General features: G+C 63.2%; 20 protein-coding genes and 1 pseudogene. 6 read left to right on the forward strand and 15 right to left on the reverse strand.

From position 1 onward, the window contains the following. Window positions 1–127: 127 nt before the first annotated feature. The 6 genes from AC5ZGW_RS40425 to AC5ZGW_RS40450 all read right to left on the reverse strand — a co-directional run bounded on the left by AC5ZGW_RS40425 (window position 128) and on the right by AC5ZGW_RS40450 (window position 7,188). Complete coding sequence (locus AC5ZGW_RS40425) at window positions 128–805, reverse strand: antibiotic biosynthesis monooxygenase family protein (protein ID WP_130228689.1); 678 nt, start codon at window positions 803–805, stop codon at window positions 128–130. Between the two features lie 58 nt (window positions 806–863). Beyond that, window positions 864–4,043: an efflux RND transporter permease subunit gene (locus AC5ZGW_RS40430; RefSeq protein ID WP_130228690.1), complete on the reverse strand. Its 3,180-nt coding sequence runs from the start codon at window positions 4,041–4,043 to the stop codon at window positions 864–866. Window positions 4,044–4,123: 80 nt separating this feature from the next. After that, window positions 4,124–4,333, reverse strand: a complete 210-nt coding sequence (locus AC5ZGW_RS40435) for a hypothetical protein (RefSeq protein ID WP_130228691.1) — start codon at window positions 4,331–4,333, stop codon at window positions 4,124–4,126. Window positions 4,334–4,345: 12 nt separating this feature from the next. Then, entirely contained in the window at window positions 4,346–5,560 is a 1,215-nt protein-coding gene (locus tag AC5ZGW_RS40440) for an efflux RND transporter periplasmic adaptor subunit (RefSeq protein WP_130228692.1), read from the reverse strand. 156 nt (window positions 5,561–5,716) lie between these two features. Further along, window positions 5,717–6,487, reverse strand: coding sequence for a helix-turn-helix domain-containing protein (locus AC5ZGW_RS40445; protein ID WP_130228693.1), 771 nt, complete (start codon window positions 6,485–6,487; stop codon window positions 5,717–5,719). Window positions 6,488–6,666: 179 nt separating this feature from the next. Continuing rightward, window positions 6,667–7,188, reverse strand: a complete 522-nt coding sequence (locus AC5ZGW_RS40450) for a TetR/AcrR family transcriptional regulator (protein ID WP_130228694.1) — start codon at window positions 7,186–7,188, stop codon at window positions 6,667–6,669. Between the two features lie 355 nt (window positions 7,189–7,543). On the opposite strand from AC5ZGW_RS40450, the gene AC5ZGW_RS40455 reads away from it, so the two are divergent. The 4 genes from AC5ZGW_RS40455 to AC5ZGW_RS40470 all read left to right on the forward strand — a co-directional run bounded on the left by AC5ZGW_RS40455 (window position 7,544) and on the right by AC5ZGW_RS40470 (window position 10,569). Further along, window positions 7,544–8,239, forward strand: a complete 696-nt coding sequence (locus AC5ZGW_RS40455) for a cysteine hydrolase family protein (protein ID WP_130228695.1) — start codon at window positions 7,544–7,546, stop codon at window positions 8,237–8,239. Between the two features lie 44 nt (window positions 8,240–8,283). Beyond that, window positions 8,284–9,153, forward strand: coding sequence for an SDR family oxidoreductase (locus tag AC5ZGW_RS40460; protein WP_130228696.1), 870 nt, complete (start codon window positions 8,284–8,286; stop codon window positions 9,151–9,153). A gap of 68 nt (window positions 9,154–9,221) precedes the next feature. Then, window positions 9,222–9,932 carry an SDR family NAD(P)-dependent oxidoreductase gene (locus AC5ZGW_RS40465; protein ID WP_130228697.1) on the forward strand — a complete coding sequence of 237 codons (711 nt, stop codon included), beginning with the start codon at window positions 9,222–9,224 and terminating at the stop codon, window positions 9,930–9,932. Beyond that, on the forward strand, window positions 9,907–10,569 hold the full coding sequence (locus AC5ZGW_RS40470) for a DUF4437 domain-containing protein (protein ID WP_130228698.1): 663 nt from the start codon (window positions 9,907–9,909) through the stop codon (window positions 10,567–10,569). The genes AC5ZGW_RS40465 and AC5ZGW_RS40470 overlap by 26 nt, the downstream gene beginning before the upstream one ends. A 107-nt stretch (window positions 10,570–10,676) precedes the next feature. Here the strand turns inward: AC5ZGW_RS40470 and AC5ZGW_RS40475 are convergent, their stop codons facing one another. Both AC5ZGW_RS40475 and AC5ZGW_RS40480 read right to left on the reverse strand, forming a co-directional pair. After that, window positions 10,677–10,811, reverse strand: coding sequence for a hypothetical protein (locus AC5ZGW_RS40475; RefSeq protein ID WP_496114081.1), 135 nt, complete (start codon window positions 10,809–10,811; stop codon window positions 10,677–10,679). Between the two features lie 74 nt (window positions 10,812–10,885). Continuing rightward, entirely contained in the window at window positions 10,886–11,386 is a 501-nt protein-coding gene (locus AC5ZGW_RS40480) for a TetR/AcrR family transcriptional regulator (RefSeq protein WP_165435450.1), read from the reverse strand. Window positions 11,387–11,658: 272 nt separating this feature from the next. On the opposite strand from AC5ZGW_RS40480, the gene AC5ZGW_RS40485 reads away from it, so the two are divergent. Further along, window positions 11,659–12,858, forward strand: coding sequence for an MFS transporter (locus tag AC5ZGW_RS40485; protein WP_130228700.1), 1,200 nt, complete (start codon window positions 11,659–11,661; stop codon window positions 12,856–12,858). A 30-nt stretch (window positions 12,859–12,888) separates the two neighbouring features. Next, window positions 12,889–13,635, forward strand: coding sequence for an isocitrate lyase/PEP mutase family protein (locus AC5ZGW_RS40490; RefSeq protein WP_130228701.1), 747 nt, complete (start codon window positions 12,889–12,891; stop codon window positions 13,633–13,635). Between the two features lie 118 nt (window positions 13,636–13,753). On the opposite strand, the pseudogene AC5ZGW_RS40495 reads toward AC5ZGW_RS40490, so the two are convergent. From AC5ZGW_RS40495 to AC5ZGW_RS40525, 7 genes and pseudogenes are all read right to left on the reverse strand, one after another. After that, a pseudogene (locus AC5ZGW_RS40495) lies at window positions 13,754–13,923 on the reverse strand (3'-5' exonuclease); the annotation flags it as partial. 231 nt (window positions 13,924–14,154) lie between these two features. Beyond that, complete coding sequence (locus tag AC5ZGW_RS40500) at window positions 14,155–14,679, reverse strand: hypothetical protein (RefSeq protein ID WP_245474959.1); 525 nt, start codon at window positions 14,677–14,679, stop codon at window positions 14,155–14,157. A gap of 136 nt (window positions 14,680–14,815) precedes the next feature. After that, window positions 14,816–15,739, reverse strand: a complete 924-nt coding sequence (locus AC5ZGW_RS40505) for a DUF2493 domain-containing protein (protein ID WP_130228702.1) — start codon at window positions 15,737–15,739, stop codon at window positions 14,816–14,818. A 337-nt stretch (window positions 15,740–16,076) separates the two neighbouring features. Next, window positions 16,077–17,138 carry a DUF7146 domain-containing protein gene (locus tag AC5ZGW_RS40510; RefSeq protein WP_130228703.1) on the reverse strand — a complete coding sequence of 354 codons (1,062 nt, stop codon included), beginning with the start codon at window positions 17,136–17,138 and terminating at the stop codon, window positions 16,077–16,079. Then, complete coding sequence (locus AC5ZGW_RS40515) at window positions 17,138–21,460, reverse strand: strawberry notch-like NTP hydrolase domain-containing protein (protein ID WP_207231100.1); 4,323 nt, start codon at window positions 21,458–21,460, stop codon at window positions 17,138–17,140. Before AC5ZGW_RS40515 ends, AC5ZGW_RS40510 begins: the two co-directional genes overlap by 1 nt. 184 nt (window positions 21,461–21,644) lie before the next feature. Next, window positions 21,645–23,762 (reverse strand): ParB/RepB/Spo0J family partition protein, encoded by a 2,118-nt coding sequence (locus AC5ZGW_RS40520; RefSeq protein ID WP_165435451.1) that lies wholly within the window; start codon window positions 23,760–23,762, stop codon window positions 21,645–21,647. Between the two features lie 105 nt (window positions 23,763–23,867). Next, window positions 23,868–24,830: an ArdC family protein gene (locus AC5ZGW_RS40525; protein WP_130228706.1), complete on the reverse strand. Its 963-nt coding sequence runs from the start codon at window positions 24,828–24,830 to the stop codon at window positions 23,868–23,870. Window positions 24,831–25,224: the final 394 nt, after the last annotated feature.

Raw genomic sequence — 25,224 nt, forward strand, 5'->3', positions numbered from 1 at the left:
GGCTTCCTCCTAAAAGAAAGCCTTGAATCACGTTCCGTCTGATTTGAGAATCCCAAGAGTCCACACAGCCTAGTGGAGGCGATCGATACGAAACGGCAAGTGGGCTCCTCCGGAGAGGTCGGGCGCGTCACGCACCTTGTCGGGAAGCTTCCGAATAGTATTGGGGAGCTTCCCGACGATCGAACATGCCGTAGTCCCGGACCACGCGGACCTGCCGCAAACGCCCGTCCGACGGGAGTTTTGCCGATGCGACGAAGGCGGCGGCGGCGTCTTTCGACTTCCACAACATCATCAGGACGACGTCGCCCGGCGTGAGAACGGCATCGAAGACCTCCCACTTAAGCAAGCCGCCGGCATTGGGATTCAGGGCGAGGTGATCGGCAATCGCCGGTTCGTCCGATGTTTCGATGGAGCCGTTTGGCCATTTTGCGTCGACGAACGTGACCGTAGTTCCTTCGCCGATTTCGGTTTCGTCGAGACGTTGCTCGGCGATCCTGTGCCCGGCGGGCACATGGGTGTCCCGCGTGATCTCCCCAACCCGGAGATGATAATCGAGCAGAATCGTCGACCGTCCCCTCTCTTGGGCGAGATGGTGCCGCTGTGCGGTCCGCCATCGCACGACGGATTTCTCGTCCCGCCATCCGGAGAGCGACAGGAGCCAGCCCGGCCGGGTGAGGCTCTTATAGCGGACGTTCTCGATGAAGCCGTCGATCTGCTCCAACTCCGGCCGCAGCATTTTGGCGACGCCGAGGTAGCCGTCCCACTGGTCCGGTTTGGGATGAACTTCGAAGATCACGGAGAACATCGTCGTTTCCTCTTGGTTTTTCGCTCCGCCGCCGGGAGCGTCCAACGGGCGGGTATCGTCAGATCGGCTTTCCGGAACGATCCTGAGCAGCCCCCGATTTGGCACCTGCCTTACCCCCAGAGCCGAAATTGCGGATGAAGGTATAGAAGGCGGGAGTGAACATTAGGCCGAAGATCGTGACGCCGATCATTCCGGCGAAGACGGCGGTGCCTATGGATTGGCGCATCTCGGATCCGGCGCCGGTGGCGACCGCGAGGGGGAAGACGCCGAGAATGAACGCGGCTGAAGTCATGAGGATCGGGCGGAGTCGGATGCGGGCCGCTTCCGTCGCGGCCTGCTCGGCCGTATCGCCGTCATGGTCCTGTCGCTGCCTGGCGAACTCCACGATCAGAATCGCGTTCTTCGCGGCCAGGCCCACCAGGACGACGAATCCGATCTGCGCGAGGATGTCGATCGGCATGCCGCGGAACGCCAGGCCCGTCGCCGAGGCGAGCAGACACATCGGCACGATCAGCACGATGGCCAACGGCATCTTCCAGCTTTCGTATTGTGCGGCCAGGACCAGGAAGACAAAGAGAGCCGACGCAGCAAAGATCACGATCGTCGGAATGCCCTGCTTTTCCTGCTGATGGGAAAGCTCCGTCCACTCCATCGCGAAGCCCGCCGGCAGCACCTCCTTCGCGAGGGCTTCCATCCGCGCGGCGGCGGTGCCGGACGCCACGCCGGGTGCTGCGGTGCCCAGAACGTCTGCGGCTGGATAAAGGTTGTAGCGCGGCTGGCGATAGGGCGCAGTTTCGTCCTTGAAGTCGGCTACCGATCCGATCGGCACCATCGAGCCGCTCGCGTTGCGCGACTTGAGCCGGCCGATGTCCGCAGGCGTTTTGCGGAAGGCTTCGTCGGCCTGGGCGAGCACTTCGTAGGTGCGTCCGAGATAGTTGAAGTCGTTCACGTACCGCGAGCCGAGGTAGAGCTGGAGGGTGGAAAACACGTTTTCCGGCTTGAGACCTACCTTCTCCGCCTTTTCGCGGTCGATGTCGGCGAAGAGAGAGGGGGCTCCCGCGTTGTAGAGCGTGAAGACGCCGGCGAATGCCGGATCCTTGTTGGCTGCGGCGACCAGCGTGTTGGTGGCATCCGCCAGCTCCTGCGCCGTGTGGTCGCCCCGGTCTTCGACCATCAGCTTGAAGCCGCCGGCGGAGCCTAACCCTTGCACGGGGGGCGGGTTCACCACGATCACTACCGCGTCCTTGATGCCGGCCAATGCGGCGCGGACCTTCGGCAGCATGGTCGCTGCGTTGACGCCTGGGATGTGGTGTCCGTACAGCGAGGGCAGACCGTAGAAGATGGTTCCGACGTTGGGTGCGATGGTCGACGTGGTGACGTCGAGGCCGGCCACCGGAGAGGTATGTGTGGGACCCGGCACCTCCTTCAGGATGATGTCGTTGACTTCGCGTACCACCGCGTCCGTCCTCTGAAGGCTGGAGCCCGGCGGGAGGAAGATGATGACGGCTTGATAGCCGATGTCCTGGCTCGGGATGAAGCCGGTCGGCATCCGCGACATCTGGAAGCCCGTCAGGCCGATCAGAGCGAGATAGACGACGCCGACGATGGCGCTCGCCCTGATGATGCGGCCCGTCACCCGTCCGTAGCTCGAAGACGCCCACTCGAAGCCGGCGTTGAACCGCCCGAACGCGGCCTGCACCAGACGCCCGATCCCGCGCGGCTTGGCGTGTGCGTTGTGGCTCTTCAGCAGCACCGCGCACAGTGCCGGGCTCAGCGTGAGCGAAACGATGACGGATATGATTGTCGATGCGGCGATGGTCGCGGCGAACTGCGTGAAGAACAGACCGGAAATGCCGCTGATGAAGGCGGAGGGAATGAAGACCGCACAAAGGGTCAGCGCGATTGCTATGAGGGCGGCGGAGACCTCGTCCATGGTCTTATGGGCGGCTTCGCGCGGCGACATGCCCATCGCCATGTTCCGCTCGACGTTCTCGACGACCACGATGGCGTCGTCGACCACGATGCCGACTGCCAGGATCAACCCGAACATGGACAGGTTGTTGATGGAGATCCCGAAAAGCGCGAGGACCGTGAAACAGCCGATCAGGGAGACCGGAATGGCCACCACCGGGATGATCGTGGCACGCCATGTCTGCAGGAACAGGAAAACCACCCCGATCACCAGGGCGATGGCGATGAAGATCGTCTTGACTACCTCGTCGATCGACTGGCTCACGAAGGTGGTCGGATCGTAGATACGGATGTAGTCAAGGCCCGGGGGGAAGCTCTTCTTGAGCTCGGCCATCTTGTCCCAGATCGCGTGCTCGACCTGTACGACATTGGCGCCCGGCGTCGCCTTGGGAAACCAGGGCGTGGACGGATACTTGTCCGCATAGGCGATCGACCCGTAGTCCGCCGAGCCGAGTTCGACGCGGCCGATGTCGTGGATCCGGGTCACGCGCCCCTGGCTGTCCGACTTGACGATGATGTTGCCGAACTGCTCGGGTGTGGTGAGCCGGCCGAGTGCCCGAACGTTGATCTGATAGGCGGCGTCGGTGGTGAGCGGAGGCGCGTTGAGCACGCCGGCCGAGACCTGGGCGTTCTGGGTGCGCAAGGCGGTCAGAACGTCGTCGGCGCTGATGCCGTCCGCAGCCGCCTTGTCCGAATCGATCCAGATCCGCATCGCGTAGTCGCGTTGGCCGAATATCTGGAAATCTGACACGCCTGGCAGGCGCGCGATCTCGTCGCGGATCTTGAGCATATAATTGGACATGTATTCGGGGCTGCGGGAGCCGTCCGGCGAATACACGTGGACGCCGAGCAGGAGCGCGTCGATCGTCTTCTTGACCTGGACGCCCTGTGCCTGGACCTCCTGCGGTAGGCGCGACAGCGTGTCCTGGACGCGGTTTTGCGTCAGGACCAGGTCCGTGTTCGGGTCGGAGCCGATCTTGAAGACGACGGAGATCGCGAGCGCGCCGTTTCCGGTGGACTGGCTCGAAATGTAGTCCATGTTCTCGACGCCGTTGATCGCCTGTTCGAGCGGGGTCGCGACGGTGCGGGCCACCACATCGGCCGACGCGCCGGGATAGACGGTGGTGATCTGGATGGTCGGCGGGACGATGTCCGGATATTGCGACACCGGAAGCAGGAAAGCGGCGGCGGCGCCGAACACGGTCAGGAAGATGCTGATGACGGCTGCGAACCGCGGGTGTTCGATGAAAAAATGTGAGAGTTTCATGGCGGTTCAGCCTTGTCCGTGAAGCGGTTATTTCGAGCGGTTCGTGGTGTTTCGGGAGCGCTCGGAGAGAGCAGTGACGTTCACACGAACGCCACTTGTTGTGTTGAAACGCGACCATTCCGTCCCGGTGCGCGGTGGTTGCGCGCCAAGGCCGCCGTTCGATCGGAAGCCATCCCTCGCAGCATCCTCTCGAGGGCGGCGACATCGACGCCATCCGCCTGCATCAATCCTTGAGTTAGGCTGTCCCCCAGCAGGTCGTCGATCGTCGGTTCGTCGAAGCAGACGCTCATGGCTGATCTCCTTCAGTTGGCGGCCAAATGGTTCGACTTGGTCTCGGTCATCACCTTGGCGCCAGCCTTGGCCTTCGGAATGCCCTCGATGATGACGCGATCGGACGACATCAAGCCCGAGCTGATCACGCGCAGTCCGTCCCGCAGTTCGCCAAGCTGGACCTTCTTCGGCGTGACGACGCCGTCGGCGCCGACGGTCAGGACGACGTGATCGGACTGGTCCGGCAGCACAGCGGCATCGGGGACGAGCAAAGAGGGCGCGGGCTTCGAGATCGCGACGCGAACCCTGGCGAATGCGCCCGGGGTCAGCAGGCCGTCGACGTTCTTGACGGTTGCGCGAGCATGAATCGTTCCGCTCGACCGGTCGAGCGTGTTGTCGACGAAATCGAGCGTGCCATCGCGATTGAAGTCGCCGCCGTTGACCGACACGTCAACCTTCTCGGCCAGGGATCCCTGCTGTTGTGTGCGCTCCCGCAGGAAGGCGGCGTAGTCGGACTCGCTCATGTCGAAGTTGAGATAGACGTTGCCGACCGACACGATCGTGGCGAGCAAGGTGGTCGGGCTGGTCGATGCCCGGCTGCCAGCCACCAGGTTGCCGATCGAGACGAGGTGGCTGCCGATGCGGCCGTTGAAGGGGGCCACGACGCGCGAATGATCGAGGTCGAACTGCGCATCGCGAACCGCCGCCTCCGCGGCATCGAGAGCGGCCTGCGAGGCAAGTTTCTGGGCCAGGCGCTGGTCGGCGTTCTCGATCGTTCCGAAGCCGCTCTGCTTCAGGGTGTCGGCGCGGCCCAGTTGCTGGATCGCGAGCTGAAGCTGCGCGCGAGCCGTCTCCACCTGTGCCTTCGCCTGGTCAAGCTTGATCTGATATGGGGTCGGGTCGATCTCGAAGAGCACGTCGCCTTCGTGGACGATGTCGCCGTCCTTGAAGCTGATCTTGGTCAACGTGCCGCCGACCTGGGGGCGCAGTTCGACCTGCTGCACCGCCGAGAACTGCCCCAAGAACTGCAGCCGCTTCTCGAGACTGCGTTCCGAGGGAGTGCTGACGGTGACCGTCGGCGCTACCGGCGCCGCCGCCTTCGCTGAAGGGGCGAGATATCCGGGCCCGAAGACGACACCCGCGCCGAAGACACCCAGTGCTGCAGCTGTGGCGAGCCAGACCTTGATGTGGGCTTTGCGGCGGGAGCGGGATTCGAGGACCTGCATTTCGACTGCGACTTCCGACATCTTGATCTCCGTTATCTATCTATCAGTAGATGCATTGAATGTAGAGCCGGGCTGTGCTGCTTGTCAATGCCTATCTATCGATAGACAGAAAACTTATGTCCGCGTCCAACCGGCTGATCCGATTGGTGTTCTTCGAGACAAGACGCCGTTCTGCGTTCATCCGAGCCGGATTGTCAGATCTGTCATTGGCCCATGTGCGTGTCTTGCGGCCTCCGCTACGCGGCGGCAGCGCCAAGCCCGCGGCGGCGTTCCCACGAACTTATTGAATGTTCTCGTGAGGTGCGATTGGTCGGCCAATCCGCATTCCAGGGCGATCTCGGCGATGGACTGGCGCGTCGTCGCCAGAAGGTGTTTGGCGAGCTCGATCCGCGAAACCAGGACGAAGTCGGAAAACGGCATCCCTTCGCTCGCCTTGAAGGCTCGCGAGAAATAACTCGGGCTGAGATTGACGATCCGGGCCACGGTCCCGATCCGCAGGCGTGCGTGCAGATTCTCGCCGATGAATCTGCGGGCGCGCAGCAGTTGCCAGTTCGCCAGGTGGCCGTTCTTGCCGTAGGTTTTCCCTCGATGACCGACGAGCCTGCAGGCGTCCTCGATCCGCTGCCGCGCGCCAGGCACGTCCCGGTCCAGAAGCTTCAAAGCCTCTTCGAGCAGAGCAGCCGCTGCGGCTTGCCTAGTTTGGTCGCCGGGTTGGATAGCGGTAAGTGCGTCGGACATCCTCCAACCTTTCGAATTTCGGTTGCGGGCCGAGGATGACGCTTTGCCGGCGCGGAGCCAGTTGTGATGCGTGAACGTCCGTAAAGTTTCGCTATGGTGTTGGTACGGATAGCTTTTTCCGGCCTTGCAGCCGTCGGTGGGCGCCTCGTGGTCGCTGAGGCGCCCAGCAATCGATAGCGCGACATCCCGTCCTCGGTTTCGCGACGGCATGATGTCGGCAGAAACGAAGCATAGAGTGGCGCACGCTGCGAAAGCCCCAGATGTCAGCTTTCCGTGCACCGCGCTTCGGAGGGCGCTTCTGACGACGACCGGCGGGCCCACCTTTGCCGGCAGTTACTATGCACGCGGGGAGCCTCGGAGCGCAGACACAAGCCGCGCTTCGACGAGGTTCAGACACCGGATCGAGACCGGCAGACCTTGATGGTTGCGAGATCGTACGTCGCGATGTCGTCCAAAGCCGTCGACACGACCATCCCCCCGGTGATGGTCGCCAGCAGCTCGGCTGCCTCGCCCGGAACAAGACCGCCGCCGATCAGCTTGTCCAGGCACATCTGGAAGAAGCGCTTCACCTCCGCAGCGACCTCCTCCGGCAAGCCAATTGAGCCGGCTCCCAGCACGGTTATTGGGCACATGCGCTCGGCTGAACGGACGGTACCCCTGAACGCGTGCGTCAATACCTCTTGGGGGTGGGCACCGCCGGCAAGTCCTCTATCGAATTTCGTGCTGAGGCGGTCCGCATATCTGTGCACGACCGCTGCAGCGAGCTTCTCTTTAGTGGGGAAATGATAGTGCACGCTCGAACTCTTGATGCCAACGTCGTCCGCGATTTCCCGGAAGCTAAAGCCGTTGAAGCCGCCGCCGCGCATCCGAAGCTCGGCCGCGTCCATAATGGCCTCTGCAATGGTGCTCATGGCACACTCCCATCTATCTCTCGGTAGGTAGATATATATGGTCCCGGGCATCGTCGCAAGCGGTTTGTCTATCAACCGATAGAGACCGCAAGGAACGCCTTCCGGCGATGTGGACGTGCGCGTTAGCGCGGTCATTGCACGGTTCGTGACGGCTTGGCCGTTCAAATCGGGCGTCGGGAGACAAGAACCTTGTTACGTCCCGGGCTTCAATCCACTCCCAAGATGAAGCGATGGAAGGACAATCAAGAAGCTTCGGTGGCGATGGCATTGAACCCTCGCCCCGGCGCCGACGCGCCGGCCACGACTGAAGCAGGATTTTTCATGGCTCGTCGTTTTTACCCCGCGGAGGAGCAAGATGCTCGAGTTCACACATCGCAATCCAGAAATGAAGCTTGGCGAGAAGAGGCGTGTCGCTCTCGTCCTCGCCGACATTCAGAATGAATTCCTCGAAGAGAAGGAGTCGGGGACCTACTACGCGCTGATCGAGGATGCGCTGAAGAAGCGCGACGTCGTCGGCAACCTGAAGCGCCTCCTCAAGACGGCGCAGGAGCTCGGCTACTTCATCGTCCACTCGCCGCATTGGTACTACCCGACTGACCGGCAGTGGACGGTGCCGCCCGGACCGATCGGTCATTATCTTGGCGGCATCGGCTTTTGCGGCCGCAAGGATCCGGTCGATCTCGAGGGCTTCGAGGGCTCGAGGGCGGACTACTACGAACCGTTCAAGAAGTACCTGCTGGACGGGCACACCTGCAACACGTCGCCGCACAAGGTCTTCGGGTGCGAGTCGAACGACGTGATCAAGCAGCTGCGCATGCGCCGTGTCGAGCAAGTGATCATGGCGGGCCCCGTCGCGAACATCTGTCTCGAGTCGCACATGCGCGACGTCATCGAGGCGGGCTTCGAGGTCGCGATGGTCCGCGATGCGGTGGCCGCCGGCGTGAACGAGGAAGGCGACGGCTACACGGCGGCGATGGTGAACTACCGCTTCATGGCGAATGCAGTCTGGACGACCGAGGAAGCCGTGCAGCGCATGAAGGCCGTGGCCTGATCCCGAAGCCTGCGAAATCGAAAAGCTGAAGAGAAAGAACGACCATGTCTGACACCATCCTCATCACCGGAACATCGAACGGTTTCGGCAAAGAACTGGCAAACACGCTGGCCGCGTGCGGTCATCGCGTATTCGCGACCATGCGGGATATGAACGGGCGCAATCGCGAAGTGGCGAAAGAACTGCAGGCGAAGGGCATCGAGACCCTCGAGCTCGACGTCACGAACAGCGCGAGCGTCGATGCGGCGGTGAAGACGCTGTTCGGCAACACCGGCGGCAAGCTGGACGTGCTCGTCAACAACGCGGGCATCGCCTCGGGAGGCCTCGCGGAGACCTTCACTCCGGAACAGGTGCGCGAGATGTTCGAGGTGAACGTGTTCGGCGTCCAGCGCATGATCCGGGCCGTCGTGCCCCAGATGCAAGCAAACAGATCCGGCCTGATCGTCAACGTCGGTTCGATCCTGGGCCGGCTGACGCTGCCCTTCTACGGTCTCTACGGCGCCTCCAAGCACGCCGTGGAAGCCCTGACCGAGGGCTACCGTTACGAACTTTCGCAACTCGGCATCGAAGTCGTGCTGGTGCAGCCCGGTCCCTTCCCGACGAACTTGTGGGCGGCGGTTCAGAAGCCCTCCGATCCCGGTCGTGCGGACAAGTACGGCGAGGTAGCCGCTCTTCCCGGCAAGTTCGTCGAATTCCTCGGCGGCGTGTTCGCCGGCCCCGACGCTCCGAACCCGCACGACACCGCGGAAACGATCGCGCAGCTGGTCGGGACGCCTCGCGGCAAGCGTCCCGAACGCATGGTCGTCGGCCTGGCGTTCGGCGCCGATGCGGTCAACTCCGCAATTCATCCGATCCAGGAGCAGGTGATCGCCGGCATCGGCCTGGATCATCTCAAGAAGCTGAAGGTCGCTTGACGACGTTCGAGGTGGATCCGAGCAAGCTCCGCTCGCGGCGGGCTCCGCTCCAACAAGGCGAGTGACATATGGCAACGGAACGCAAAGTCGTCGTGGTGACCGGCGCATCGCAGGGACTCGGCGGGGCCTTCGTCAAGGCCTATCGCGAACGAGGTTGGCGCGCGGTCGGAAATTCCCGATCGATCGCGCCTTCGAGCGACCCCGACTACGTCACGGTCGCCGGCGATGTCGGCGAGCCGGAGATCGCCAGGAAAGTCGTCTGGAACGCGCTCGAACGCTTCGGCCGCGTCGACACGCTGATCAACAACGCGGGCATCTGGCGCCCCGGTCCGATCGAGGGCATCTCCGAGGATCTCTACCGACGCGTGATGTCGACCAACCTCGACAGCATGTTCTTCGCAACGCAGGCCGCGGTGCCTGCGATGAAGAAGCAGGGCGGAGGTCACATCGTCCAGATCTCGACGAGCCTCGTCGAGCATGCGCTTCAGACCGTGCCGGCCGTTCTTGCCTCGCTGACGAAGGGTGCCGGCGTCGCCGCTACCCGAGGACTCGCGATGGAGCTCGCTTCCAGCAACATCCGCGTCAACACCATCTCGCTCGGTATCGTCATCACGCCGCTTCACGATGGATCGAACCCGGAGGATCTGAAGTCCTTCTCGCCGCTCAACCGCAACGGCAAGATCGAGGATGTCGTGCGGGCCATCAACTACCTCGAGGATGCCGACTACGTGACCGGCGAGATCCACTACGTCGATGGTGGTCGGACTGCGGGCCATTGATCCTCAGCGCACGCACCGCTTCTCGTTGCGCAAGTCCATCTTCGAACCTTCTCTCGTCAACTTCCGCCTCTCTTGCCACCCGACCGACTGCAATTTCGCGACCCCACCACCCAAAGGAGATATCGTCATGACAAACACATTCGTTCGAAGCGCGCTGCTCGTCGTCGCCACTACCGCCTCGCTTTTCGGCGCGCCTGCCTTGGCTTCTGCGCAGACTGCAAGCCACGCGAAACTACCGGAGGCGACCAACTCGCTCGAAATCCCGTTCGAAGATATGACCTTCGCGGATTCTGGATTTGCCTCCTATGGACCCCGCCGTACTGATGATCATTCCAACAGGGACATCCTGGTCTCGGACGCCTACGGAAAGGTCGCCTCGGGAGCTCACGCCACGATCACGAAGTTTCCGAAGGGCTTCAAGAGCGCGCTGCACACCCACACGGGTGATTACTATGCGGTCGTGATTTCCGGCGTCATGGCGAACTACCGCCCCGGCGGTGAGATGAAACATCTGAGCGCTGGTTCATATTGGTTCCAGAAGGGCGGTGAACCCCATATCACCGAGTGCTTCTCGGAGAATTGCACCGTCGTCCTCGTCCAGGACGTTGCCTTCGATGCGCAGATTTTAAGTAAGTAAGCGGCGCTAAGGCTTGGCGGTGTTCTTATCGCCAGGCCTGTTGACCCCCATACGGGAGGCAACGTGGCTTCGGCGGCTACGGCGGATCGTCTGAGGTCCATGCTCGATCAATACGGAGCGACCGTCTTGTCGAACATCATACGGCCGGCCGGATAGTGATTTCGGAAGCGCTCGGAAAATCGATCGCCGCCGACCGCATCACGCGAACGCCGGCCACGGCCGACATCGATGATCTGACCCATTACGCTGGAGGTTTCGCATGCAGCGTCGCCGTCGAGGTCCGATGATCGGAAGCCGATCATCGGACCGATTGAGGTCAGGCCGCGGTCTTCTCCTCGAACCGGAACGTCGCAGTCGCCCGATCGTACTCCGCGCTGTCGCGCAGCGCGTTAGCCACGACCAGCGCGCCGATGATAGTGGACAGGAATTCGGTGGCGTCGTCGATGGACATGCCTTGAGCGACCATCTTGTCCTGGCACATCTTGAAGAACCGCTTCACCTCGGCCACGACCGGCTTCGGCAGATCCTGCGAGGACGCGCCGAGGATCGTGCACGGACACATGTGGGCTTTGGAGAACGCCGTTCCGCGAAATGCCTTGGCCCAGACGCGTTTCGCGTTCGGGTCCTTCGCGAACTCCCTGTCGATATTCCCGGATGTGCGGTCGGCCCAACGGCGGACGACCTCGGCCGCGAGGTCTTCCTTCGCGGGAAAGTGGTAATGGACGCTCGAGCTCTTGATGCCAACGTCCTCGGCGATCTCCCGGAAGCTGAAGCCACCGAAGCCGCCTGCCTGAATCCGTTTCTCGGCGGCGTCCAAAATCGCAGTCTTCATATCGCTCATCTGGCTCGCTCTTCTATCTACCTTTTGATAGATAGCCCGCCAGCGACTGGATTGCAAGGCTCGGTCAGGCGCAACCCACGGCGCCTGCGGCAGAACTGAGCGATATCTAATTATGCGTCTATCGATAGATAGATGTTGACAGTCGACCGCAGGATGACCTAGCAACTATCTATCTATCACCAGATAGACGGGCAGATGGTCCGTTGGACCCCCCTTTGACCTGGACCTCGAGCTGAAGGAGCTTTGCCATGGACCGCCGCCTTGCAATTCTAGCGCTGGGCATGTTCGCCCTCGGAACCGACAGTTTCGTCGTCGCGGGCGTGCTGCCCGAGATCTCGGAGTCGTTCCAGGTGAGCGTCGGCGCCGCCGGACAGCTTACAACCGTCTACGCCATCGCCTACGCGCTGTTATCGCCGACCGCGGCAGCCGTCTTCGCTCATGTCGAGCGCAAGAAGCTGATGCTTTCCGGGCTCGGTATCTTCATCCTTGCCAACCTTGCCACGGCCTGGGCGCCGAACTTCGCCTTCGCCTTGGTTGCCCGCGCACTCGCGGGCCTCGGCGCCGCCATCTACGCGCCGACAGCCACCGGCTCCGGAGCCAGCCTTGTGTCGCCGGAAAAGCGCGGCTTCGCGCTCTCCATCGTGATCGCCGGGCTGACCTTCTCAACCGCGCTCGGCTCGCCCATCGGCACGCTCATCGGCGGACTTGCCGACTGGCGCTGGACGATGGTGTTCGTCTCGGCCATCAGCGTCGTCGCCGCGCTCGGCATCGCGATCTCGCTCAAGAATATCCCAACGCCTCCGTCGATCTCGCTGAAGCAGCGTCTGGCGCCGTTCGCGGATCGCCGCATCGGTCTGACGCTCCTGACCACGTTCTTCTTTCAGGCCGGCAATTTCGCGCTTTACACTTATTTTGCGGTCATCTTCGGGCGCGTTACGCACGGCGATACCCTGATCCTCGGCCTGCTGCTGGTACTGTGGGGCGTATCGGGCACCGTGATGAACCTCGTCGGCGGCCGGCTGGTCGATACGATCGGCACGCGGAAAGTCCTGGTCGTCATGTCGATCGCGCTGATCGGCGTCACGGCGACGCTGTCCTGGACGAGCGCCGCACTGGCCACGGCCGTCGTCGCGGTTGTGATCCACGGCGCAACGAGCTGGGGCCAGCTCGCAGCGCAGCAGCATCGCCTGGTATCCACCATGCCTAAGGCCGTCCCGATCGTGCTCGGTCTCAATACGTCGGCTACGTACGTCGGTGTCGCCTCCGCGGGTGTCATCGGGGGTGTTAGCCTGACGTTGATCGGAGCGCAAAGCATCGGATGGATCAGCATGGCCCTCTACTTCGGCGCGCTGATCGTTGCCGAGATCGCCCATCGCGTGATCGCCGCGGGAGCATCTTCCGACAGGAAAGCCGAGCGCGCCGAAGCGCCGGCCCTTGCCACCCGATAACCCGCAACCACCGCAGACAGGTCACGAACCATGAGCCAGATCGAGAAAGCGAAAGTGTTTGCCGAGCTTCACGTCAAGGGACGACCGATCATTTTGTACAACGCCTGGGATGCTGGCAGCGCGAAGGCCATCGCGGACGCCGGCGCTAAGGCGATAGCGACCAGCAGTTGGGCGGTCGCGGCCGCCCAGGGCTTCAAGGACGGCGAGGACCTTCCCATCGCCGTGGCGGAGCAGATCGTCTCCCGGATCGCCGCGACCGTCGAGAAGCCGGTCACGATGGACTTCGAGGGCGGCTACAGCGACGACGACGGCGCGTTGGCCTCGAACATTGAGAGAATTCTTGATCTCGGAATCGTCGGGATCAACTTCGAGGACCGCGTGGTCAAAGGAAAGGGGCTTTACGGCGTCGATCGCCAGGCGAGCCGCATCTCGGCTATCCGCGATGCGGCCGATCGTAAGGGCATTCCGCTCTTCATCAACGCGCGCACCGACGTCTTTCTCGGAAACGGAGACGATGTCGAAGAGGCTTTGAAGCGCGGGGAAGCCTACGCGAACGCGGGAGCGTCGGGTTTCTTCGTACCGGGCGTTAGGGTGCCGGATCATATTCGTCGGCTCGTCTCTGAGACGCCGATTCCAGTCAACGTCATGGTGATGGATGGCGTGCCGTCGAACGATGAGCTCGCGAAACTGGGCGTCGCGCGTGTGAGCTACGGCGCGCTTCTTTACGCCGAATCCATGAGCACCCTTCGGGAGAAGGCGACGAAAGCCCTGTCTTAACGCGGCCCGCCGCAGCGAGCGAACTTCGAGGTCTATGGTCGCGATCCGGGACGGCTACGTCATCTCGGATCTGCCGCCTTCGACCATCGAACGACGTGTCGACGCCGCGGCCGAAGTATCATATCCGGTTCGAGAACCGCGTGAACGCCGTCAGCGTCTGCGCCGCCGGGCGACGTCCCTCAGGTAGATTTCCGCCCTCAGGAACGCGATCTCGTCGTCGAGAGCGGTCTCTCGGAGGTCGATGTACCAGCTTTTCGGGCGACCCTCAGTGCCGTCGGACCAGCGGTATCATGGGCGAAAGAAAGCACGCTACAGCCCTCGGCGCGACGCAGGCGAACCGCGGCAAACGAACTAGGAAGTGAGAAATCTCCGCGACCATGCCGGTCGGACAAACTCAAGAATGCGACCATGGGGATCGGTGTGGGCCGGCGTCACCAGCCCGCTGCCTGCTCCGCTTCCGCATTGAAACTTGCTGCCCGCCATGGCAGGGTAGCTCGACCTTGGGGCTGCACCCAGGGGCTACACCAGAGATCTCTGGCGCGCAGTAAGGCCTGATTTTACGGAGCTTTCTCGAAGTCGTTTTATTATGGCGGAGAGGGAGGGATTCTCCACCACCACACCGGGCTCGCACGGGCGGGTCTCCGCCAATACGGTCAAGCGCGTCCATGACGTGACGCCAATGCAAACCGCGCCAAGGCAAGCGAAGACCTCGCGCCAAGCCAGCGAAGACACCCCGATCTGGGACACGGCGAACACCACATGATAGCCGGCGACGGCGGCGGGAACAGCGAATACCGTCGCGATCGCAATGCGCAAGGCCAAGGACCGGGTAATAGCGACGGCGACCTGACCGAGGACAAGCGTCAGCGCACCGCCAGCCGTTGCGATAAGCAGCGCGCCAATGAAGCCGGCGCCACTCTGAAACGCCGCCATCCCGATACTCAGTGCGACGAAGAACGGCAGGGCATACACAGCGAGCGCGAAGATCGCCCAGCAGAACAAGCCGATGCCGAGTGTGTTGAGGACGAGCCCAAGTGCGAGCATGGTGGTGGCTCCATGTGCATAGATTTTGCAGTCGCGCCTTCCACCACCACCACGGCGCAACTTCAGACCTAAATTCAAAACGAGGCGGAGTTGCGGCGCAACCCGGCTCTGATGGTTGGAGGCGAGAAGACGGCGCTCACGCGCCGCCGAACCTCCAAACGGGAATGCCGAGCCGCTTCGCCTTGTCGGCGAGGTTTTCCTGGATTCCCGTGCCCGGGAAGTGCATGACGCCGATCGGGAGGAGTTCGAGCATGGCGTCGTTGCGCTTGAACGGCGCTGCCTTGGCATGCTTCGTCCAGTCCGGCTTGAAAGCGATCTGTGGCACCTTGCGGGTGGTTGCCCATTTTGAAGCGATCAGTTCGGCACCCTTCGGGGAGCCGCCATGGAGCAGGACCATGTCGGGATGCTTGGTATGAACCTTGTCGAGACGATCCCAGATGAGGTTGTGGTCGTTGAAGTCGAGCCCGCCGGTAAGCGCGATCTTCGGGCCTGAGGGCAGCATGACCTCGGTCTCGGCGCGGCGCTTGGCCGCGATGAAGTCGCGCGAGTCGATCATCGCTGCGGTCAGCGTACGATGGTTCACCAGCGATCCTGATCGGGGGCGCCAGAATGAGCCGGTGTGGGTCTCGAAGCGCTCTATGGCCTGATCACGGAAGAGCTCCAGGCAGTTGCGGCGCTCAACCAGCGTGATGCCTTCCGCCGTGATGCGTTCGAGTTCGACGGATCGAACTTCGGAGCCGTCCTGCTCGCGCTGACTCTTCTGTTGCGCCTGTTCGTTGTCGTCGAGTTGGCGACCGATGCGGTCGACGGCACGATGGAACAGGTTGACAGTCGACCAGAGCAGATCGTCGAGGTCCGGCTCGAGCCGCGTGTCGCTCAACGTGGCGACCAGGGCATCGAAGATGTCAGCGACGGCACCGGTAATGATCCTGCCCTCGGGAAGCGGCCGTGGATCGGGCTGGTCGTCGAAAGGGCGGTAGCCGAAGAGCTGCAATTCGGTAAGAACGTGTTCACTCGGAGATGCGGCATGCGGCGATTCGATGTCATCGTGGTCGGTCATGGAGGCGATCCTTTGCCGGTCGGCCGCGACCATCGCGGCCTTCGTGGCGATCACTCAGACGGCAGGCGGAACGGGCCAGAACCCGGAGCAGAGCGGAGGGCCGAAGCGCAGCGGAGGATGGCGGAGGCCGGCTATTTTGCTTCGCGATGCAAAGCGCGCCGATAACGTGACCAATATGTCTTCTCATCGTCGGCGCGCGGCGGAAAATAGCCGGACGCAGCCATTGCCGGCCCGAGCCGCTTGCCATCCGATCGCCCTCTAGAAGGCCGTGGTCGCGTCCTCTTCCGGCATTGGCCGCACCGCGACTGACCTGTCGACGCCCATCGAATTGCCGGGGCTATTCCGCGGTTGCTATCGACGAATGCAGGAAACGGACGACGTCCTCCGGTACGAGTTGCGGTAGCAACGCTGCTCGGAGGGCCTGGAGGCCGAAGATGTGCAGATCTTCGTTGAAGTCGCCCAGCCGAGGCGACAACGCGATCGCTTCGATGCCGGCGTCTTCCGCGCGCCGGGTGAGAATCGCCTGTACGGCATCTCCGGCGGCATCTGCGTCACGGGCGATATAGAGTCGACGTAGGCCAGACGGCAGCAACATGGCTGAGAGGTGATTGGCCGAGAGAGCAGCGGTCATGGGCAAAGTCGGCAGTACATAACGCAGCGACAGCATGGTCTCGATCCCCTCGCCCGCAGCGAGCACGTCGTCCACCACGCCGAAGCGAACGGCGTTACCAAGCAGGTCGCCCATGGCCCGTCGTGGCGTGTCGATCGGGGCCTTGCCGAGCCGCACGCGATCAAAGCGGTGTGGATCTAGCCAGGTGCGATGCACGCCAGTGATCCGTCCCTCGAGGTCAGTGACAGAGCCTATCATCGCCGGCCAGGTTTCGGTCGACGAATGCTCGTCCGGTCGGTAGTAGCAACGTGGGTGGAAGCGCAGGCTACCACCATGGTGGATTTGGCTTATTCCCCGACGTTGCAAATACGTTTCCGCCAACGTCCCTTCGATCGGACCGGATATCGCAAAAAGTCGACGGGCGGCTTCTTGCGATCCGGCCGGCACGACTGGACGAACGGGTCTCAGGAGTGATTGCTCCTCAGAACGAGGCAGCTTCAGAAAGCGCCTCGCCTCCCCGGCGACCTCGCGGAAATCTCGCAAGGCAAGGCTTTCGCGGATGATGTCGAGGAGATCGCCATGCTCCCCGGTCGCCGCATCGGTCCATTTGCCGGCGGGGCCCTTCGACGATTCCTGGAGCCGCACAAACAACGAGCCGCCCGGGGTGTTGTGGACGTCGCCAACCACCCAGTACCGCCCCGCCCGCTTACCATTGGGGAGATAGTGTCGGCACACCGCCTCGGCCTCGCGCGCGAGGCGGCGTGCCAGCTCGGAGACATCGCCGGACATCACGCGGCCTCCCGCTCACTGACGCCCGTAACCGGATAGGTGTCGAGCACCCTCGACAGGACGTTGATGCCGCTCGCGTCCGTGGGTACGAACATGCGCAGCTTCCAGGAGATGATCTCCCCGAAGAGGCCATAGGCCCGGAGACGGTCGCGCATCGTGTCGTTGAATCCCGACAATTCGATGCGGTAGGCGCCCATCACCCGGACACGGCGAAGTTGGAGCCCCTCCGCGAGCTCGAGGACGGTCCGTCCCTCCATCAGCGCGGCAAAGGCGGCGTCTGCCGTCAGCGAAGGCGCGTCCGTCGCAACGACGTTTGCGACCCACGCGGCCGAAACCCTGCGGCCGATGACGCGTTCGCCTGTATCGGTCTGAAGCCGATAGACGCGGGTCGATTCGTTCGGCAGTCGCTTCCATATCGGTAGCAGCAAGCCCGCCACGACGTGGATCGTGCCTTCCGTGAACTCGGGCACCTCGGCAAGTTCCGCCAGCCAGGCCGTAGCGAAGCGCTCACGGTCCGCTTCGGCCCAATGGCTCTCCGCCATCATGTTCAGGGAAACCCTATGCTGCTCCATCGGCCGGATCAGGCTGACGCGCCGCTCGATCTCGCCGTCGTCGAGCATGACGCTCGCCGCCGGGACCTGCACGGCGGCTCGTCCCGAGCGCTCATTGACGAGCAGGACGGCCTGACGATCGGAACGACGAGCAAGAGCGTCATCCAGACTCACCGGATGATTGCGCTGGCGCTGGGCGACCGTGAGCAGCCGGGTCTCGGCGCCGGTCCCCGGATGGTCATAGATCGTCCGCCGGTCGGTGACGACGAAGCTCTCGGCACGGAGGGTTTCCAATCCCACGTCGTACGTGCCGGATGCAACCGCGCCTTCGATCCGAGCGGTCAAGAGCTGCTCGAAGGCGGTGAACAGCACATTCTGCAGGTCGATGGTGAGCGCCAACAGCCTGTTCAGAAACGTCGTGATCGGCGGCAGGTCATCCCTGAGCCCGTTGGCATCTGTCAGCTTCAGGCCAGTTGCATCCTCGAACCTCTCGAGTGAGCAGCCGTCGACCTTGCCTCGCGCCAGCAACGTGTAGAGCTGGCGCAGCGCGTCGCGCCCATACAGGCTTTCGAGATTGTCCTCGGGCCGGAACAGGCCCTGCCCTCCGGTCTGGCGCTGGCCGCGCGTGATGGCTCCCAACGTGTCGAGCCGGCGGGCAATGGTGCTGAGAAAGCGCTTTTCGGCCTTCACGTCTGTCGCAATCGGACGAAACAACGGTGGCTGCGCTTGATTGGTCCGGTTGGTGCGGCCAAGCCCCTGAATCGCAGCATCGGCCTTCCAACCGGGCTCGAGCAGGTAATGCACGCGCAACCGCCGATTCCGAGCCGACAGTTCGGCATGGTAGCTCCTCCCCGTGCCGCCCGCGTCGGAGAACACGAGGATGCGCTTGACGTCGTCCATGAAAGCCGAGGTCTCGGCGAGGTTGGCTGAACCGGCTCGATTTTCGACCACCAGCCGGTCGCCCTTGCGAACGATGCGGCGCGAGCGGCCCGTCACCTCGGCGACCAGTTCGGTGCCGAAGCGCTGGATGACCTGATCCAGTGCCCCAGGTACCGGCGGTAGTGATGCAAGCTTCTCGATGAGGCGGTCGCGTCGTGCGACGGCTTCCCGGCTCTCGACCGGCTGGCCGTCGCGATAGACAGGCCGGGAGCAGAGGTTGCCCTCCGAGTCGGTGAAGGGCTCGTAGAGCTGGACCGGAAAGGAGTGGGCGAGATAGTCGAGAACATACTCGCGCGGCGTGATGTCGACCTGGACGTCGCCCCACTCTTCAGTCGGGATCTCGGCGAGCCGGCGCTCCATCAGCGCTTCACCCGTCGACACGATCTGGATAACAGCAGCGTGGCCAGCCTCAAGGTCGCGCTCGATCGATCGGACCAGCGACGGGGTCTTCATCGAAGTCAGAAGGTGGCCGAAGAAGCGCTGCTTCGCGCTTTCGAAGGCGGAGCGTGCCGCAGACTTGGCTTGCCCGTTCAGCGTTCCGGTTTCGCCGGTGATGTTGGCGGCCCGCATCGCCGCGTCTAGGTTATTATGGATGACGCTGAACGCACCGGCATAGGCATCGTAGATGCGAACCTGCTCCGGCGTCAGTTGGTGCTCCACCAAGTCGTACTCGACGCCCTCGTAAGAGAGCGAGCGTGCCGCGTAGAGACCGAGCGCCTTGAGGTCCCGCGCCAGCACCTCCATGGCCGCGACGCCGCCTTCCTCGATCGCTTCGACGAACTCGGCACGGGTGGCGAACGGGAAGTCAGCGCCGCCCCAAAGGCCGAGGCGTTGGGCATAAGCGAGGTTATGAACCGTGGTGGCACCCGTCGCCGACACATAAACCACGCGAGCATTCGGCAAGGCGTGCTGCAGCCGCAGGCCCGCACGGCCCTGCAGGGAGGCCGCCTGGTCACCCCGCTCGCCCTTGCCCCCAACCGCATTCTGCATGGCGTGGCTCTCGTCGAAGACAATCACCCCGTCGAAGTCCGAACCCAACCATTCGACGATCTGCCTGACGCGCGAAAGCTTTTCGCCGCGCTCGTCGGTCCGTAGCGTGGCGTAGGTGGTAAATAGGATGCCTTCCGAAAGCCGGATCGAGGTGCCCTGCCGAAACCGAGACAGGGGCGTAACCAGCAATCGCTCCATGCCGAGCGCGGACCAGTCGCGCTGCGCATCCTCGATCAGCTTGTCGGACTTGCTGATCCAGACCGCACGGCGGCGACCCTTGAGCCAGTTGTCGACCAGGATCCCCCCGACCTGCCGCCCTTTGCCTGCGCCGGTGCCATCGCCCAAGAACCAGCCGCGGCGAAAGCGGATGGCCTTCTCTGCGTCGTCGCGCGCGGCGGCCACAACATCAAAGGTCGTGTCGACCGTCCAGGAGCCCGCGAGAAACTCGGAATGCGCCTCGCCGGCATAGATGACGCTCTCGAGCTGAGCATCCGACAGAACTCCGTCGGCCACGACAATGGCCGGCAGGTGCGGACGATAGGATGTCTTCGGGGGCGCAACGGACGCCATCGCGGCAGACTGCACGAGCTTGGTCGGATGTGCACACGATCCGGGAATACGGATCGACTGCAATCCGTACTCCTCATAGAGCGCATCGGTCAGCCGGGCGCCTTCCGGCGGCGACCATTCGACCGTCTCGTATGTAAGTTCGGTGCCTACTGGCGCGGCCTCTCTCGAAGTGGACGATAGGTGTGGCGCAAAGGCGCCGACCGATCGGGAAATCGCTGGCCGCCCGATGGCGGCGATCTCCGACGGCGCTGCGACTGGCAGCCGTGGGGGCACATGCTGGTTCACCCAGCCAAGCAAGGTGGCAACGTCGGCCGCCACGCCTGGTGAGGCAGGAAAAGCCGTCGGATCGGCAGCGGGCAGCTTGTCGACCACAAGCAGCCGCGTGTCGATCCGTGTTCCGTGCTTCGCGTAAACGGTGCCGTCGATCCCCGCAGAAAGCACCACCCGCCCGCGTTCCTGGAGCCGCACAAAGGCATCTCGCCATGCCGGGTTGGCCGGCGCGAAGCTGGCGCCAGTGATGGCGACGAGGCGTCCACCGTCGCAAAGACGCGCGAGCGCCGAAACGATGTGATGGAGAGCCGCATCCGCCATCCGTCGATCGACATTCGCCACCGCGGAGAACGGCGGGTTCATCAGAACGACGCTCGGCGCGACACTCACGTCGAGGTGGTCATCGATCTGAGCAGCATCGAACCGCGTGACGTTAACGCCCGCGAAGAGATGCTCGATCAATCCCGCCCGGGTCTCGGCCAACTCGTTCAACATCAAGGCGCCCCCGGCGAGTTCTGCAAAGACGGCGAGCAAGCCCGTCCCCGCGGAAGGCTCCAGAACGCGATCGGCCGGTGTAATGCCGGCTGCGGTGCATGCGACGAGTCCCAGCGGAATGGGCGTCGAGAATTGCTGAAGCGCCTGACTGTCCTCGGAACGCCGCGTATGGGTCGGCAGACAGCTCGCGATCTTCGCGAGCATCGGCAGCATCGCGACCGTCGAGCCAGCCTTGGCACGCATCGCCGGGCCGAACTTGCGAAGGAACAGAACGGTTGCCGCCTCGCAGACGTCATAGGCGGTCTTCCAGTTCCAGGCTCCGGCTGTGTCCGAGGCGCCGAAGGCAGCCTCCATGGCACTGCGCAGAACAGCGGCATCGATGCGCCGGCCGCGTTCGAGCTCGGTCAGGAGCTGTCGCGCGGCCCTGACAGCGGCGGAGGTGAGATTTGCAGCGGCACGCATCGAGAGCGGCGCGGCGGCAGCGCCGCCGGCGAGAGATTCGGTCATGGCAGGGTTCTTTCGGAGAGCAGGAATGGGCTGAACCATCAGGCGCTCTCCTTTGACCCCGACGGCTCAAACCCTTCCCGGCCCGGCTCTCCCTCTCAAGCCTCGCCCAAAGGAATGGGGACCGGCGCTGTGCACCGGTCCCCGAGCAACCGCAGGACAGCCGGAGCCACCCCGCTCCACAATGTCACTCAGCCGCGTCAAGCTGTTGCGGATCATCGTCGCTGGCGTTCTCCTGATCCTCCTCATCGGCGAGGAATTCGGGCAGCGCCCCCGCTTCGCCCTCCTGCCCCACTGGCACCGCGTCGGGATCGACGAGACGTAGCGGCTCCGGCAGCCAGCCCGAGCCATCCAGCAGGCGCTCGGCCTCCTTGGCCATGTCGGCCTTCTTCAGATGGTCGATCAGTTGCGCCGACGACTCGCCCTTGGCTTCCCGCACCGCTTCCAGAATTCGCGGCTTGGTGATCCGGCCGAGATAGTTGTCGACGGTCGGCCGCCAGCCAGCCTGCACCATGTCGAGTCCGATCGCGCGCGCCAGCACATCAGCCTGGTCGAGACGGGTGCGGACACCGTGAGCGGAGACACGGCCCTGATTGTAGCGGTTGGCCGGTTCATAGACGGCGTTGACCGCAAATGATGCACAGTGGGCGAACAGCGACGCTTGTGCACCACCATCAAGAGCCGTGAGCGCATCCCAGAGATCGTTCTCGCTCTTCGGCAACCGTGCCTTCCAGGCCTCATGCCGCGCCTCGACGGCCTTGGCGGAGACGCTTTCTCTCAGCCCCGGAGCTTGAGCTGGAAAGTTCGGCGTGCGAAGGCTGATCTCAAGACAGCTACCGGACGATGCGAACCGGTAAAAGGCCGTCAGCACGAAGTTATGCAGCACTGCCTGGAAGGCGACCGCTGGATTTTCTGCCAGCGAATCCCTCAACGCCAGCGTCCGATGGGCCGTCAGCTCGGTGATCAGCCGATCCGGCAGAGGCTTGGCCGCATCTTCATCATCATCCTCGGCATCGGGAGCACTACCTGCGACCGCGATCACCGTGCGCTGGACGGAAGTGCCCTCTTCTTGACCTTCGATCGACGACGCATCGGCGGCGCGCGCGACATCAGGATCGGTTGCCGGCACCTCGTCCTCCGGCCTGACGTAACCCCGGTCCACGGAGAGGCGCCCCTCAGAGTCAATGCTGATGAAGACGCCTGCTCGGGCGATCTCGGTCGGATCGTACAGCATCGGCCGGTCTTCGAACGCCGCCAGCGCCGACTCGATTTCGCCGAGGCGCTGATCGACCTCGTCGGGCAGCTCGTCCGCATCCTGGTAATCGGTTTCAAGCTTGGCTTGCTCGGCGTTCAGGGCATCGATGGTAGCCTGCTCCTCGGGCGAGAGATCGACAGCCCTTCCTTCGATTTCTCGTAGACCTTGAGTGTGACCGTAGGAGAATTCTACGGCGACTGATATCCACTTCCAGCCTTCGGCAGCAATCGCCTCAGCCTCGGCTTTGAGCTTTTCGGTTACGAGGCGGTCGAGCAACACGACGTCCTGAAGCCAGCCGCCGTCGTCGTGCTCGAACAGATCGCGCAGCACGCCACCACCCGCCTGCTGATAGGCATCGAGGCCGACGAATTGGGCCCGGCGATCGGACCCGCGCACGGTGTTCTCGGTGAGCATGCGGCGGATCTGGTATGGCTCGTCATAGCCGGAACGGCTGACGTTCTCCCAGACTTGCTCCTGGCGAGCGTGATCGGCCGTGACTGAGAACGCCATGAGCTGCTCGAGCGTCATGCCGTCCTCGGCATAGACGTCATGCAACTTCGGCGAGATCGACGCCAAGCGCAGGCGCTGCTTGACGATCGCAGGGTTCACGAAATGGCGCGCGGCAATGTCTTCCTCGGTCATGCCGAGGTCGCGGAGGATCTTGAAGGCCCGAAGCTGATCGAGCGGATGCAGGCCGACCCGTTCATCGTTCTCCGCCACCGAATCGTCCTCGGCAATACCCCCTTCACGAACGACGCACGGCACCGCCTGCGCCTTCGACATCCGCTTCTGTTTCACCAGGAGTTCGAGAGCACGATAGCGCCTGCCGCCTGCCGGCACCTCGAACATGCCGGTCTCGTTGCCATCTGCATCAACGACGGCCCGGACACTCAGACTTTGCAAAAGCGTACGCCGCGCGATGCTCTCGGCTAGCTGCTCGATCGAGACACCGGCCTTGACGCGGCGAACGTTCGACTGGCTCAGCGCGAGCTTGTTGAAGGGAATGTCCCGGGAAGGCGACAGCGTGATCTTTTGTACGGCTTTCGTCATTTTGGCTCTCCTCGACGGGCGGCCGAAAGACTCTCTCTCGGCTTCCAACCCGTCGCAAACAGCCTCCCCTCCTCTCACTCTCGCGCGGCCACAGGAACCCAAGCATCACGCCGCCTCGTGATCGGTGACAACCGAATACAGCGATGCGGGCTCAATGGACCCGGGAACGAAGCCGAGCAAATAGTCCGCGGCCTTGCTCGCCTGCGAGGCGGCACGCACGATGGCGCGATTGTCTTCGCGGAGGACTTCAAGCCAGGAGCCGATATAGTCGGCATGGCGCACGGTCGGGACGATCCCGAGTGACGCGCAGCTGAACGCGGAGCTCAACTCGGCGACCAGTTCTTCGAAGGCATATTTCTTCGTACCGAAGGATCCGCTCTGGTCGCGGTTGAGGCGCGAGGGATGCCCCGTCGCATGCCCGAGTTCATGCAACGCCGTGCGGTGCCAGTTGATGGGTTCGAAATAGGCCAGCGGCGGCGGGACCTGAACATAGTCTTCGGCTGCTGCATAGAACGCCCGATCTCCACCAATCCGAAATGGAATTTCGCTGGCCTTGATCAGGGCGTCGACGGTGGGTTCGATGAGGCCAGGCGGCGGTGGCGGCGCAGCGCTGGCGATGCTGTCGGGCAGCTCCTCGCACTGATCGGTGTTGAAAACGGTAAATCGTTTGAGGAATGGAATCGCCTGCGCGTCTTCGCCGGTCTCGGCGGCGCGTCGCTTTTCGTCATTCGGCACGAAACGATCAGCGTAGACAACAGTGGTGCCGCGCTCTCCCTCGCGAACGTGGCCCCCAAGCGAGAGCGCCTGACGGAAGGTGAGCCAATTTTGGCCGGAAAATCTGCGTTCGATCACGGCTCCCCAGAGAATGAGGATGTTTACGCCGCTGTATTGCCGGTTGGTGGACGCGTTTTTCGGCATGGCCAGCGGCGCTTTCGCCGCGGCCGTACCCCAGGGCTGAACCCAGGGGACGCATCCGGCCTCAAGCTCGGCGATGATCTTGTCGGTGATTTCGTTATAGAGGTTCGCCCGGTCCAAGCCGGCGCGCGCGCAAGTAGTAGGGTTTGACATCGCGGGTCTCCGCGACGGGCGCCACGAGCCTCTCTCGCAGCTTGTAACCCGTCACGGAAAAACCCAGCCTGCACTCTTACTCTCAGCCTCTCGCGCCATCTACCTGGGGCCGCAGGCCCGATCAGGCGTGCGCCCAAGGGCGCATCGCCTCAACGGAAAATGGCACCCGGAGAGCGTGAGCATAGCGACCCGAAGGGGCACGCGGGTCCGAGTGCAGCGACGAGACCGGTTCAATAGCGGCACCCGGGAACGGGGCAGTGATAGCGATCGCCGCAGGCGAGCCCCTTTTCCGAGTGCCCCCGGCGAGGAGCACCAAAGCTCTAGGTCGCGTGGACAGTTATGTTAGCCAGAGCAGAGTTGCGGCGATAGCGACGACAGCGAAGTAATTTCGTGC

Source organism: Bradyrhizobium sp. Crot121 (assembly GCF_059512385.1).